Below are 12,040 nucleotides of genomic sequence, written 5' to 3'. Positions count from 1 at the left end.
CTGGCTTAGCTGTCCCGGGCAATAACGAAGCGTGCTGCGTCCTTCAAGGTACCAGCCTTTGCACCGTACCCGTCCAACGCTGCACAGGCCTGTTCTACCAAATCTGCAGCACGCGTCTTAGCGGCGTCCAAACCCAACAGCGATACAAACGTGGCCTTGCCGGCATCGGTGTCCTTTTGCAGTCGTTTGCCGGCCTTCTCAGCATCACCTTCGATATCCAGAATGTCATCCGCGATTTGAAAAGCAAGGCCAAGTGATTGGGCATATTGGCGCAAGGGTTCAGGATCCGCTTGGGCCAACCGCGCACCGGCGCAGGCGGACCATTCGATCAGAGCACCGGTTTTGCCCGCCTGCAACTTGGTGATCTGCTCCAGAGACAGGGGCGCGGCCGCTGTTTCGGCCGCCATATCCAGCGCCTGGCCCAAAACCATCCCTTGCGCGCCGCTGGCTTTGGCAAGCGTCAGAGCCAAATCTGCGCGAACCTCGGAATTTCCAACCTCGGGCCGGACGCACAGCTCGAAGGCCAGTGTCTGAAGCGCGTCCCCAGCCAAAACGGCTGTGCCGTCGTCCCATTTCACGTGGACTGTAGGGCGTCCGCGCCGCAGATCGTCATCATCCATGCATGGCAGGTCATCATGAACCAGCGAATAGGCGTGCAGCGCCTCGATCCCTGTTGCAGGCCAGATCGCCTTTGCGCCATCGACGCTGTGCATCCGCGCGCTTTCCAGCACCAGAAACCCGCGCAACCGCTTGCCGCCTTGGGTGGTGTAGGCCATCGCCCGGGTCACGTCCAAATCGTCCAGCGCGTTCAGAACCAGATCGAACTGAGCCTGAATCCGCGTGGCATCCTGCGCCAGAACTTCTTTGAACATTTACTGACCTTCGACAGGTGTAGTCCCGGTTGGCTGCCCGTTGGCATCCAAGGTGATCGCCGCCACTTTTTCCTCGGCTCGCTTGAGCTCATCTTCACAGCGTTTTTTTAGTGCGGCACCACGTTCATATAGCGCGATGGACTGATCCAGCGCCACGTCACCACGCTCCAACTGGCCGACAACGGCCTCAAGCTCTTTCATCGCTTGTTCGAATGTCATCTGATCAACAGGAGTATCGGTCATCGGGCTGCCTTCATCAGTTCTTCCACATGGGCACGAGTGGCCTCGGCAAGGGCGTTCAGATCATACCCGCCCTCCAAAGTCGAGACGATACGACCCTCACATAGCTCATCGGCGATCTTGCACAGCTCAGCCGTGACCCAAGCAAAATCGCCTGTAGACCAGTTCAAGTTGGCCAGCGGATCGTCCTGATGCGCATCAAAACCTGCCGAGATGATGATCAGTTCCGGCTTGAATGCGCGCAGTCTCGGGAAGGCTTGCGTTTCGTACGCTGTCCGCATCTCGGCCCCACCTGTGCCGGGCGCCAGCGGGATGTTCAAAACGGTCTCATAAGAGCCGGTTTCGTCCGGGCGCCCTGATCCGGGCCACAGCGGCATTTGCTGGCTGGTGATCACCAGTGCACGTCTTTCATCCCACAGCAGATCCTGCGTGCCGTTTCCGTGGTGAACGTCGAAATCAACGACAGCTACGCGCTTCAATCCATGATGATCTAATGCGTGCTTGGCCGCCAGCGCGGCGTTTCCAAACAGGCAGAACCCCATTGCCGTTTCGGTTTCGGCGTGGTGACCGGGCGGGCGGATGGCGCAAAACGCATTTGCGGCTTCGCCACCCAAAACCATATCTACCGCCCGCACAACCGCACCGGCAGCCCGGTAGGCCGCGTCCACCGACCCCGGGGACATGAAGGTGTCGCCGTCAATCTGTTTGAAGCCATCGGAGGGCCTGTTGTTACGGATTTCACGGATATGGCTTTCCGGATGCACGCGCAGCAAGTCGTCATCCGCTGCCAAAGGGGCGGTTACACGTGTCAGTTCCAAGCCTTCTAATGCGTGAAGAATGTGCTCTAACCGTGCCACCCGCTCGGGGTGACCTTGCGGTGTCACGTGATCAAGGCAATCGGCGTGGGTCAAAAGGGCGGTTGTCATCGGGATTCCATCTTCATCTGGCCAAAGTTATCCTCGCCCAAGGCAAGAAGGCGCCGCGGCTGAATCAATCAGGTGCCAGCATATATCCAGCGCCACGGACGGTCTGCAGGTAACGCGGCTGCTTGGGGTCCTGTTCGATCTTGCGGCGCAGACGGGTGATTTGAACGTCCACCGCGCGTTCCTGCGCCTGACCCTTGTCGCGGCCCAGATCTTCGACCAGTTTGGTTCGGCTGATCGGCTCTCCGGGCTGGGCCGAGAAAATCTTCATCAACTGACTTTCTGTCGCCGTTAGGCGCACGGGGTCTTCGCCCTGCCACATCTCGCCACGTTCGATATCATACCGGATCGGGCCAAGGTTCAGTATCTTTGCCGTCGCATCCTGCGCGGGTGTTTCCGGCATCCGCCGCAAGATCGCGTTGATCCGCAGCAGCAGTTCTTTGGGCTCAAATGGTTTCGCCAGGTAGTCATCCGCACCAGCCTCAAGCCCGGCTATGCGGTTCTCGGTTTCGCCGCGTGCTGTCAGCAGCAGGATCGGAGTTGCATGAGTCTCCCGCAGGGCTTTCGTCAGGCTGACGCCATCTTCGCCCGGCATCATCACGTCGAGCACGATCATGTCGAAATCCAGCCCCGACAACACTCGTCGCGCATGCGCTGCATCTCGCGCGGCCGTTACCAAAAATCCGTTCCGCATCAGAAACTTCTTCAACAGGTCACGAATGCGCTCATCATCGTCGACGATCAGCAGATGGGCGTCCATATCGCTCATGAGGTGGTTTCCCGCAGTTTCGTATATGCATGACGCATATCAGCATCCATCATCGCTTCAAGCACTTTACGAAACCCCGACACCGCCTCAGGGCCCGCTTCTTTGTAGGCTGCGCGCATCCGTACGCGCTGGGCCTCGGACAGTTTTGCTTCAAGCGACTTGCCCTGTTCTGTCAGAAATAGGTGTCTTTCACGTTTGTCCACTGATCCGACCCGGCTTTCCACAAGCCCATCTTCGATCAGCGTGCGCAGAACACGGTTTAGAGACTGTTTTGTTACCCCGAGAATGGCCAGCAGATTATTGACCGTCGTCCCCGGTGCACGGTTGATGAAGTGGATTGCCCGGTGATGCGCCCGTCCATAGGCCATTTCGGTCAATATGCGATCAGGGTCAGCGGTAAAGCCGCGATAGGCAAAAAACATCGCCTCAATTCCTTGCCGCAACTGCTCGTCGGTCAAAAACAACAGGCTCTCGCCACCAAAGGCTGGGGCGGGACGGGTATCCGACATAGTATGCCTCATTCGTTACTCTATTCGAGTTTATGTCAGCGTTATTGACATTCCAAGAGTGGACAGGTATCGAATCGCAGTTTTTGCGTAACTTTATGTCCGAAACGGACTTAATTGGCGCAATAATCGGAAATTAGTCCCAGGTCAGGAGGTTTCGCATGGCGGGGTATGATGATCGTGACGGTGTCATCTGGTTGGATGGCAAACTGGTGCCCTGGCGCGAAGCCAATGTGCACATCCTGACCCATGCGATGCACTACGCGTCTTCGGTGTTCGAAGGTGAACGTGCTTATAACGGCAAGATTTTCAAAAGTCGCGAACATTCTGAGCGCCTGATTGCCTCGGCCGAAGCGCTGGATATGCCGATGCCCTATTCGGTGGACGATATCGAGGCCGCCAAGGAAGAAGCTCTGAAAGCCAGCGGTTTGCAGGACGCCTATGTCCGGGCACTGGTCTGGCGCGGTTCGGGCGACGATATGGGTGTGGCATCGGCTAAGAACCCCGTCCGTATGGCCGTGGCTGTTTGGCCGTGGGGTGCCTATTATGGCGACGCCAAGATGCAGGGCGCCAAGCTGGATATCGCGGAATGGAAACGCCCAAGCCCGGAAACCATCCCGGTTCACGCCAAGGCGGCGGGTCTTTATATGATCTGCACCATCTCAAAACATAAGGCCGAGGCCAAAGGCTGCTCGGACGCGCTGTTCATGGATTGGCGCGGCTACGTGGCCGAGGCGACTGGGGCGAATGTGTTCTTCGTGAAAGATGGTGAGGTTCATACACCTCTGGCCGATTGCTTCCTGAACGGGATCACCCGCCAGACCGTCATTCAGATGCTTAAGGACAAAGGCATCACTGTTCACGAACGCCGCATCAAGCCCGAGGAAATGGCCGATTTCGAACAGTGCTGGCTGACCGGGACGGCAGCCGAAGTCACGCCGGTTGGCCAAATCGGCGACTATACGTTTGAGGTCGGAGATCTGACTCGTGAGATCGCGGCAGATTATGAGGCGCTCGTGCGCGCTTGATCGGACTTGCAGCTGTGATTGAAGCCCTTGCGTTTTCGTGGGGGCTTTTTCATTGCCGTACGTTCAAGAATCCTTGCAGATCGTTCACATAGCTGGACGAACGCGCGGCCGTGTCTATCTTAATCCAATGTTGGATTTACTTAGCGATATTCTCACCCGCCTGTCCTTGAAGGGCACATTCTACTTTCGAACCTCGTTTACGCCGCCGTTTGGCATACAGGTGCCGGCCTATCAAAACGTGGCCCGATTTCACTTTGTACAGCGTGGCGAGTTAAAGGTATTCGTCTCTAATACAGGGGAATCTTTGCGTCTCAAGCAGGGCGATCTGATCCTGATCCCGCACGGATCTGCCCACGCACTGCTGTGCAATGAGGTCCAGCCAATGGATGCCCTGCCGCTTGAACAGGTGTTGGAAGATGCTGGATATCAGGGTGATGGAGTTCTGGTTTACGGCGGCGAAGACAAAAGCCGCGATACGCAACTGATCTGCGGTCATTTCTCATTCACAGGACCGCCGGGGCGAAAGGGAACCGGGCATATGCTGATAGACCGGCTTCCCTCTTACATCCTGATTGAAAACTATGGTGAGGAAGCTGGGGCCTGGATCGAGGCAACTTTGCGTATGATCGGGTCCGAGATTAACGGAGCGCGGATAGGGGGTGACCTTATTGCGCTGAAACTGTCCGAAGTCTTGTTTGCGCAGGCCATTCGCGCCCATCTTGAACATCAAAGCCCCAGCGACACAGCTTTGGCCGGATTTGCAGATCCCCGTATCTCGCGGGCGTTGACTGCGGTTCACCAATCGCCCGCGCAAGAGTGGAGCGTTGAGACCCTGGCACGCGAGGCGGGAATGTCACGCACCGCCTTCGCGCAACTCTTTGCGGAGAAGATGGCGACCACGCCTATGCAATACCTGACTGATTGGCGGATGCAGATCGCGTGTCATGGCCTGATCGAGGCCCGCTGGAACGTGGCTGATGCAGCGGCCGAGGTGGGATATGCCTCGGAGGCCGCATTTTCGCGCGTGTTCAAAAAACAGGTTGGGGTGTCACCGGCAGCTTATCGATCAATGCACTGATCGAACCTGAGATCTGAACGATCTGCAATTTTTCGCGGACGATCCGGAATTAAACGTACCTGGTTCTTTTCCTAACTTGAGGGCATCCCAATTCAGGAAAGGAACTTTCATGTCTCTCCGCTTTGTCACCCGTAATATCCACGCCTATCTGGACTATCCTGTCGCTTTTGCGCTGATTGGCCTGCCTTTTGTGCTTGGACTGGGACAATCCAACCCGATGGCGCTGTGGCTGTCGGTGGTCACCGGCGTTGCCGCTTTTGTCCTAACCGTTTTGACCGATCACCAATTGGGGATATGGCGCGTCCTTCCGTACAAGTTTCACTTGGCAGTCGATCTGCTGATCGGCGTCGTGTTTCTGGCGGCGCCCGGCCTGTTTGGATTCTCGGGACTGGATGCGATCTATTACTGGCTGAACGGTGCTGCGGTTGTTGCAGTCATCTCGCTTAGCGCGCCAGAGCAGGGTGTTACTGCCTGATCCGAGCGCGCTTTGGCTTAAACTCAGCAGCAAATGTTCATTGGATCAATGCCGCCCGTCCCGCCGACGGGCGGCACTCTGTTTGGAAAAAATAGATACTAAATAGGGGAATTTTATACGAGTTTGCTTCAAAGCACTTGCACTGTCGTCCACACGTGTGCGGTTCAACCCATATGCACCAATGGTTCGGCGATGATAATCAATCGGGCTGAGTGCGAAGTGTCAATTTTTGACCTTGCAATTTCCGACAAAAATAATCAGATAAATGGCAAGGCCAGATGCTTATGCATCCAGCACCGAATTTCGAGGCGGTCTGCATGCATAGCACATGGTAACGTGAGGGCACGCCACCGTCTCGAAAACGACGCGTCACTTAGGCGCAAGCAAGGTACAGGGTTATAAGATGGGCGATCCGCTCGACGAAATCATGGCACGGCACGAAGCAGCAACCGCTTGCGGATGTTGCTGCGACGACGACTATTGCGCCTATGTCGACAAGCCAAATGCAGCACAAGATGACAAGGTTGAACAACCGCTGCCAGACAGCGCCGGCAGCCAACGCGGATCTGTCAGGTTTCTCAACGAGAACCCGCAAGCGTAACAGCCCCGGTTTGGGGCTTTTTAGACTCTGTTCTTAAAAATCCACACCGCGCTGGGCTTTGATTCCGGCCTGAAACGGATGCTTTTCCTCAGTCATTTCGGTGACCAGATCAGCATAGTCGCGCAGCGTCTGTGGGGCATCCCGACCCGTCAGTAACACACTGGTCTTGTCAGACCGTTCTTTCAGGCCATCGATGACTTGTTCAACGGACAGGTACTCGTATCGAAGCGCGATGTTGATCTCATCCAATACGACCAGATCGTACTCGCCGCTGGACATCAGGGCACGCGCCTTGTCGAAGGCGGCGTTTGCAGCGGCGATGTCGCGCTCGCGGTCCTGAGTGTCCCAGGTGAAACCTTCGCCCATGGTGTGCCATGTCACCAGATCGCGTTCTTCGAAAAAACGACGCTCGCCGGTTTTCCATTTACCCTTGATGAATTGAACAACGGCGACCTTCTGGCCCCATCCCAAAGCGCGTATTACGACGCCGAATGCGGCAGAGGATTTGCCTTTGCCTTTGCCGGTGTTGATCAGCACCAGACCGCGGTCCGGGTCGACGGCCTCGGACACTTTCTTGCGGTGCTGGGCTTGCACCTTCTGCATCTTTTCCTTGTGATCTTGTGCGTCGCTCATGGGAAACCCTCATCTTCTGTTGGCCACACCCTAGGGGAAGTTCTGCAAAGGTAAAGGTCAGGCTTTGGGATCCGTGACGGCGCGGGCCTTTCCGCGTTCCAAGCCCAAATGATGTTCGCGCCAGATCACCACGATGTTGCCCGCGATCACAAGTGCTGCACCGGCCAGCATTACCAATGTCGGCAACTCGCTGAACCAGACATAACCAATGACGATCGCAAAAATCATCGATGTATAATCGTATGGCGCCAGCATCGAAGCCTGACCAAATCGATAGGATGAGGTCACCAGAATTTGGGCAACGCCACCGACTAGACCAGCCAGGATCAAGAACCCTGCTTGCTCCCATGTCGGAACAACCCAACCCCAAAAGATGGTCAGCCCGGACAGAATGGTCGCGGTCATCGAGAAATAGAACACGATGGCGGCGGGGTGGTCGACCTGCACCAACTGTCGGATATGAATTTGCACAAAGGCGCGGGCGACGGTCGCGCCCAGAATGCACAACGCGCCGATGGTGGCGGCCGCTTCCATGTTGTTGCCCCCAAGTCGAGGCCAAATCATGATCAGAACGCCCAACAGGCCGATGGCCACGGCGGCGATTCGAATGGTTCGGATGCGTTCACCCAACATAATCGCTGCCAGAATTAGAGTAAAAATAGGCGTGGCGTATCCAATTGCGGTGGCTTCGGGCAGCGGGATCAAGCCGAGGCCAGTGAAAGTCAGCCCCATCGCGGTGGTCCCAAGAACGCCGCGCCAAAAATGCCCGGAGGGTTTACGAACGACAAAGCCCTGAGCCAATTCTCCGCGCGCGATCAACCAAATCACAATTACCGGAATGGCGAATAGAGAGCGAAAGAAAACCATCTCGCCCGGTGGGAAGTGATCAGATTGGGCTTTGATTATCCCCGCCATGACGGTGAACAGAAACACCGCGCTCGTTTTCAGAGCGACGGCCAATATAGGTCGATGCGATGTTAAGGGTTTTGCCATCGGCGCGAACCTGCGCTTTTGGCCGGGAAAGATCAACGCGTTGTTTGCGGATTCGTCCAATCGGGTGGCAGAGGACTGCCGATCTCTTGGGCGAACTCTTCCAGAAACCGGATCATCCGTTGGATTCGTCGCTCGGCGATCTCTTTGCCGGTCTTTGTCAGCATGTCGCCGGGCAGGCGAAGCAGTTTGACCTTCCAGTGATCGATCGAAAAATGCAGGTCGTCCAGCGGGCGATTGGCAGCAAACGGATCCGCCGGGTCATAAAGCGACCGCCCCAACGCCCCGGATACCGAGAAGTTCCTTGCGACCCCAATGGCCCCCAACGCGTCCAGCCTGTCCGCATCGCGCAGGATGCAGGCCTCAGGTGATTCTGGTGTGATATTGGCCGAAAAACTATGTGCCTCGATCGCGTGCTTGATCGCTTGGATCTGATCTTCAGAATAGCCGAAATTGGCAAGAATAGGCTCTGATTCTTCTGCTGATCGGCGCGATGCCAAATGGCGATCCGGGTCATCTTTGGACAGGTTGACCAGATCATGCAGATAAGCCGCAGCCAGCAGCACAGGCATGTCGGTCTGATCATCGGCAATGGACTGGGCGTTTACCCAGACCCGGTCCAGATGGGCCAGGTCATGCGCGGGATCGGTTTCCATGCGCTGCGCAACGACGGCGCGCAGGCGCGTGCGCAGATCAGCCGATCCGTCCACGGTTTTCTCCGATCTGGCCACGGTGCAGCAGCAGGTGGTCTAAGATCACACAGGCCATCATCGCCTCACCCACAGGAACGGCACGGATACCGACGCAGGGGTCATGGCGACCCTTGGTGATAATCTCGGTCTCTTCACCGGACTTGGTAATGGTCTTGCGGGTGGTCAGGATCGACGATGTCGGTTTGACTGCGAACCGCACAACAACGTCCTGCCCGGTTGAGATTCCGCCAAGAATACCACCCGCGTGGTTTGAACTGTATTGGGGGCCATTCTGACCCATGAAGATCTCATCGGCGTTTGCCTCACCCGTCAGTTCGGCAGCGGCCATACCTTCGCCGATCTCAACGCCTTTCACCGCGTTGATCGACATCATCGCAGCGGCCAGATCAGTGTCTAACTTGGCATAAACCGGCGCGCCGATCCCGGCAGGAACGCCGCGTGCCACAACCTCAACAATTGCGCCAACTGAGTTTCCAGACTTGCGCAGATCGTCCAGGTAAGCTGCCCAATCCTCGGCTGCTTGAGCATCGGGGGTCCAGAACGGGTTCTGTTCGATCTGGGACCAGTCAAAATTGTCCCGGTCGATCTTATGCGGCCCAATCTGAGTCATATAGCCGGTGATCTGCACGTTCGGTGCGATCTGTTTGATCGCCTCGCGCGCCAGACCGCCTGCCGCAACGCGAGATGCGGTTTCACGCGCCGAACTGCGCCCGCCGCCGCGATAGTCGCGGATGCCGTACTTCTGCCAATAGGTGATGTCAGCGTGACCCGGACGGAACTTGTCCATGATATCGCCGTAGTCCTTCGAGCGCTGATCGGTGTTTTCGATCATCAGCTGCACCGGCGTACCCGTGGTCTGGCCTTCGAACACGCCGGACAGGATTTTCACTTGATCAGGTTCACGCCGCTGGGTCGTGAACTTGTTCTGACCTGGTTTGCGCTTGTCCAGCCAATGCTGAATCATGCCCTCATCGATCGCAACGCCCGGAGGGCAGCCATCGACGGTCGCGCCCAACGCAGGTCCGTGGCTTTCACCCCAGGTGGTAACGCGGAAGAGGTGGCCAAAACTGTTCATCGACATGGGGCATGCTCCTTTGAGCGTCGTGATTAGCGGGCAAGGCCCTTGGCCTCAAGCGGATTTGCGGTTGGGGCGTGTTTGCCCCAACCCAATGAGCTTACGCAGCAGTGGCCAGTTGCGCACGCGTCGCGTTGATTTTCAGCGCAGCTTGTGCGGCTTCGCGGCCTTTCTCTACAAAATGCGCACGGTAGATGGTGTTGTGGTGATCGGTCTCCTGATACTGATGCGGCGTCAAGGAAACGGACAGGACTGGCACGCCTGAATCCATGCCAGCACGCATCAACCCATCGACAACGGCCTGAGCCACGAAATCGTGCCGGTAAATACCGCCATCCATGACAAACGCCGCGCAGGCGACCGCGGCATAGCGGCCGGTCTGGGCCAGATCGCGGGCCAGCAGCGGCATCTCAAACGCGCCGGGAACGTCGAAAACATCAACCTGATCGGCGGGGATGAGTTCCAGAAACCCTTCTAGGGCCTGATCAACGATATCGGAATGCCAATTGGCTTTTACAAAAGCATAGCGGGTGTGTGTCATCATGATCTCCTTTCGCAACAGACACGTCACCCAAGGCGATCACGGGCAGGCGCAAGCCGAGGCCGGCGCGCTGCACGTTCTCTTTCATCCGGACTGTAACCGTCGGCTCTGGTTTCTCACCAGATCTGCTGACACCCCGTTAACCGGGGCCGCTCGCGGGCTTACGGGTCGCAACCCGCATACCGCCGGTGGGGAATTTCGCCCCGCCCTGAGAACGGGCGGACCTTGCCAATGTGCGAAGGGTTCTGCAAGAGGTTTTGCAGGAGGACAGCTATGCATCCCAATCCAGCATTTCGCGCGGAAGAGACTTCGCGCCACATTGTCTTTGCACGGGACCGCGCGTTTGGGGTTCTGGCGATGTCGACGGACGAGGCTCCGCTGATCAGCCATGTGCCGTTTCTTCTGTCTGAGGATGGCGCGCTGGCCGAACTGCATCTTGTCAGGTCCAATCCGATCGCCCGCATATTGAAAGACTCTAATACAGCGCGAATCGCGGTTACTGGACCAGACGGATATGTGTCACCGGATTGGTATGGGATCGACGATCAGGTTCCGACATGGAACTATGTCGCCGTCCACCTGACCGGTCAGTTGGAGCGCCGCCCGCCTGAGGAGTTGCTGGAACTGCTTAATCGCCAGTCTGCGTTCTACGAGGCACGCTTGCGGCCCAAACCTCTTTGGACCACCGGCAAGATGAGCCCGGACGCGTTGGACAAGATGATGCGTATGATCGTGCCGTTTCGTTTTCATGTTGAAGACATTCAAGGCACCTGGAAGCTGAATCAAAACAAGCCCGATGCAGCCCGCCGGAGCGCGGCAGACCACATTGCCAACGAGGGGATCGGGTCCGAGCTTGAAGTTCTTCAAAAGTTGATGATCGGGAGTGAGCGGGACGCCAATTGACGGGTTTTGTTTTGCAAATGGTGCTGTAGAGTTCCGGCAATTCAGGGAGACCGCATATGAAACTCTATTTCAGCCCCACCTCGCCTTATGTTCGTAAAGTCATGGTTTTGTTGCATGAAACAGATCAGTTGCCAGATGTTGAGCTGCTGTCAGCTGTAACGACGCCGATGTCCCCGGCCGAGTCTTTGTTGGCCAAGGCTCCGCTGACAAAAGTGCCCGCGTTAGAGCGCCCCGATGGGCCGACTCTGTTCGACAGCCGTGTTATTTGCGCATTTTTGGACTCGCGCGCGCAGGCCGGGCTTTATCAGGACGGTGCTGCGCATTGGGATGTTCTTACGCTTGAGGCGTTGGCTGATGGCATTCTGGATGCGGCGTTGCTGATTACCTATGAGGGCCGAATGCGGCCCGAAGACAAGCAATGGGATGACTGGGCCGATGCACAGTGGGACAAGATCGTACGGGCCTGCGCCGCGCTGAACCAGCGCTGGATGGCCCATCTGTCAGGACCGCTCGATATGGGGCAGGTCGCGGTGGCTTGCGCGCTGGGCTATCTCGATTTTCGTCACGATGCTCGCGGCTGGCGTAAGGGTAACGACGCGCTGGCCGCTTGGTATGAGAAGTTTGCCGAGCGTCCCGGGATGATCGCAACGCAGCCGCCGGTCTGATCCGCGATTAATGCGCTGGTCATTCTGG

General features: G+C 57.1%; 16 protein-coding genes and 1 riboswitch. Of the genes, 6 read left to right on the top strand and 10 right to left on the bottom strand.

What is annotated here, in order from left to right:
• Positions 1-5 precede the first annotated feature (5 nt).
• The 5 genes from ACR0AK_RS20270 to ACR0AK_RS20250 all read right to left on the bottom strand — a co-directional run bounded on the left by ACR0AK_RS20270 (position 6) and on the right by ACR0AK_RS20250 (position 3,313).
• Positions 6-872 (bottom strand): polyprenyl synthetase family protein, encoded by an 867-nt coding sequence (locus ACR0AK_RS20270; protein ID WP_480794735.1) that lies wholly within the window; start codon positions 870-872, stop codon positions 6-8.
• Complete coding sequence (locus tag ACR0AK_RS20265) at positions 873-1,115, bottom strand: exodeoxyribonuclease VII small subunit (protein WP_058272726.1); 243 nt, start codon at positions 1,113-1,115, stop codon at positions 873-875. It abuts the gene before it with no gap.
• Positions 1,112-2,038 carry a histone deacetylase family protein gene (locus ACR0AK_RS20260; protein ID WP_480794734.1) on the bottom strand — a complete coding sequence of 309 codons (927 nt, stop codon included), beginning with the start codon at positions 2,036-2,038 and terminating at the stop codon, positions 1,112-1,114. The genes ACR0AK_RS20265 and ACR0AK_RS20260 overlap by 4 nt, the downstream gene beginning before the upstream one ends.
• Positions 2,039-2,102: 64 nt before the next feature.
• Positions 2,103-2,804 carry a response regulator gene (locus ACR0AK_RS20255; protein WP_480794733.1) on the bottom strand — a complete coding sequence of 234 codons (702 nt, stop codon included), beginning with the start codon at positions 2,802-2,804 and terminating at the stop codon, positions 2,103-2,105.
• Entirely contained in the window at positions 2,801-3,313 is a 513-nt protein-coding gene (locus ACR0AK_RS20250) for a MarR family winged helix-turn-helix transcriptional regulator (RefSeq protein ID WP_170561659.1), read from the bottom strand. The genes ACR0AK_RS20255 and ACR0AK_RS20250 overlap by 4 nt, the downstream gene beginning before the upstream one ends.
• A gap of 158 nt (positions 3,314-3,471) precedes the next feature.
• Here ACR0AK_RS20250 and ACR0AK_RS20245 point away from each other — a divergent pair, with 158 nt between their 5' ends.
• From ACR0AK_RS20245 to ACR0AK_RS20230, 4 genes are all read left to right on the top strand, one after another.
• Complete coding sequence (locus ACR0AK_RS20245) at positions 3,472-4,338, top strand: branched-chain amino acid aminotransferase (protein ID WP_170561661.1); 867 nt, start codon at positions 3,472-3,474, stop codon at positions 4,336-4,338.
• 127 nt (positions 4,339-4,465) lie between these two features.
• On the top strand, positions 4,466-5,416 hold the full coding sequence (locus tag ACR0AK_RS20240) for an AraC family transcriptional regulator (protein WP_480794732.1): 951 nt from the start codon (positions 4,466-4,468) through the stop codon (positions 5,414-5,416).
• A 109-nt stretch (positions 5,417-5,525) separates the two neighbouring features.
• Entirely contained in the window at positions 5,526-5,891 is a 366-nt protein-coding gene (locus ACR0AK_RS20235) for an SPW repeat domain-containing protein (protein WP_480794731.1), read from the top strand.
• A 403-nt stretch (positions 5,892-6,294) separates the two neighbouring features.
• Positions 6,295-6,492, top strand: a complete 198-nt coding sequence (locus ACR0AK_RS20230) for a hypothetical protein (protein WP_170561670.1) — start codon at positions 6,295-6,297, stop codon at positions 6,490-6,492.
• Positions 6,493-6,525: 33 nt separating this feature from the next.
• Here ACR0AK_RS20230 and cobO read toward each other — a convergent pair whose 3' ends face one another.
• The 5 genes from cobO to ACR0AK_RS20205 all read right to left on the bottom strand — a co-directional run bounded on the left by cobO (position 6,526) and on the right by ACR0AK_RS20205 (position 10,444).
• Entirely contained in the window at positions 6,526-7,125 is a 600-nt protein-coding gene (gene cobO, locus ACR0AK_RS20225; RefSeq protein WP_480794730.1) for a cob(I)yrinic acid a,c-diamide adenosyltransferase, read from the bottom strand.
• Positions 7,126-7,182: 57 nt separating this feature from the next.
• Positions 7,183-8,118 carry a DMT family transporter gene (locus ACR0AK_RS20220; protein WP_480794729.1) on the bottom strand — a complete coding sequence of 312 codons (936 nt, stop codon included), beginning with the start codon at positions 8,116-8,118 and terminating at the stop codon, positions 7,183-7,185.
• 32 nt (positions 8,119-8,150) lie between these two features.
• The gene (locus tag ACR0AK_RS20215; RefSeq protein ID WP_480794728.1) at positions 8,151-8,825 is read right to left on the bottom strand and encodes an HD domain-containing protein; all 675 of its coding nucleotides are present in this window, start codon (positions 8,823-8,825) and stop codon (positions 8,151-8,153) included.
• Positions 8,809-9,909, bottom strand: a complete 1,101-nt coding sequence (gene aroC, locus ACR0AK_RS20210; RefSeq protein WP_170561682.1) for a chorismate synthase — start codon at positions 9,907-9,909, stop codon at positions 8,809-8,811. Before aroC ends, ACR0AK_RS20215 begins: the two co-directional genes overlap by 17 nt.
• A 94-nt stretch (positions 9,910-10,003) precedes the next feature.
• On the bottom strand, positions 10,004-10,444 hold the full coding sequence (locus ACR0AK_RS20205; RefSeq protein WP_480794727.1) for a 6,7-dimethyl-8-ribityllumazine synthase: 441 nt from the start codon (positions 10,442-10,444) through the stop codon (positions 10,004-10,006).
• Between the two features lie 72 nt (positions 10,445-10,516).
• A riboswitch (FMN riboswitch) is annotated at positions 10,517-10,664 on the bottom strand.
• A 53-nt stretch (positions 10,665-10,717) separates the two neighbouring features.
• On the opposite strand from ACR0AK_RS20205, the gene ACR0AK_RS20200 reads away from it, so the two are divergent.
• Both ACR0AK_RS20200 and ACR0AK_RS20195 read left to right on the top strand, forming a co-directional pair.
• The gene (locus ACR0AK_RS20200; protein ID WP_480794726.1) at positions 10,718-11,347 is read left to right on the top strand and encodes an FMN-binding negative transcriptional regulator; all 630 of its coding nucleotides are present in this window, start codon (positions 10,718-10,720) and stop codon (positions 11,345-11,347) included.
• Positions 11,348-11,403: 56 nt separating this feature from the next.
• Positions 11,404-12,012, top strand: a complete 609-nt coding sequence (locus ACR0AK_RS20195; protein WP_480794725.1) for a glutathione S-transferase — start codon at positions 11,404-11,406, stop codon at positions 12,010-12,012.
• Positions 12,013-12,040 lie beyond the last annotated feature (28 nt).

This window comes from Ruegeria sp. BI12, assembly GCF_056537985.1.
This window is presented reverse-complemented; position numbering and strand designations above follow the sequence as displayed.

Coding starts and splice junctions, on each gene's coding strand:
- ACR0AK_RS20270 (WP_480794735.1), bottom strand. CDS start 872: ATGTTCAAAGAAGTTCTGGCGCAGGATGCCACGCGGATTCAGGCTCAG.
- ACR0AK_RS20265 (WP_058272726.1), bottom strand. CDS start 1,115: ATGACCGATACTCCTGTTGATCAGATGACATTCGAACAAGCGATGAAA.
- ACR0AK_RS20260 (WP_480794734.1), bottom strand. CDS start 2,038: ATGACAACCGCCCTTTTGACCCACGCCGATTGCCTTGATCACGTGACA.
- ACR0AK_RS20255 (WP_480794733.1), bottom strand. CDS start 2,804: ATGAGCGATATGGACGCCCATCTGCTGATCGTCGACGATGATGAGCGC.
- ACR0AK_RS20250 (WP_170561659.1), bottom strand. CDS start 3,313: ATGTCGGATACCCGTCCCGCCCCAGCCTTTGGTGGCGAGAGCCTGTTG.
- ACR0AK_RS20245 (WP_170561661.1), top strand. CDS start 3,472: ATGGCGGGGTATGATGATCGTGACGGTGTCATCTGGTTGGATGGCAAA.
- ACR0AK_RS20240 (WP_480794732.1), top strand. CDS start 4,466: ATGTTGGATTTACTTAGCGATATTCTCACCCGCCTGTCCTTGAAGGGC.
- ACR0AK_RS20235 (WP_480794731.1), top strand. CDS start 5,526: ATGTCTCTCCGCTTTGTCACCCGTAATATCCACGCCTATCTGGACTAT.
- ACR0AK_RS20230 (WP_170561670.1), top strand. CDS start 6,295: ATGGGCGATCCGCTCGACGAAATCATGGCACGGCACGAAGCAGCAACC.
- cobO (WP_480794730.1), bottom strand. CDS start 7,125: ATGAGCGACGCACAAGATCACAAGGAAAAGATGCAGAAGGTGCAAGCC.
- ACR0AK_RS20220 (WP_480794729.1), bottom strand. CDS start 8,118: ATGGCAAAACCCTTAACATCGCATCGACCTATATTGGCCGTCGCTCTG.
- aroC (WP_170561682.1), bottom strand. CDS start 9,909: ATGTCGATGAACAGTTTTGGCCACCTCTTCCGCGTTACCACCTGGGGT.
- ACR0AK_RS20205 (WP_480794727.1), bottom strand. CDS start 10,444: ATGACACACACCCGCTATGCTTTTGTAAAAGCCAATTGGCATTCCGAT.
- ACR0AK_RS20200 (WP_480794726.1), top strand. CDS start 10,718: ATGCATCCCAATCCAGCATTTCGCGCGGAAGAGACTTCGCGCCACATT.
- ACR0AK_RS20195 (WP_480794725.1), top strand. CDS start 11,404: ATGAAACTCTATTTCAGCCCCACCTCGCCTTATGTTCGTAAAGTCATG.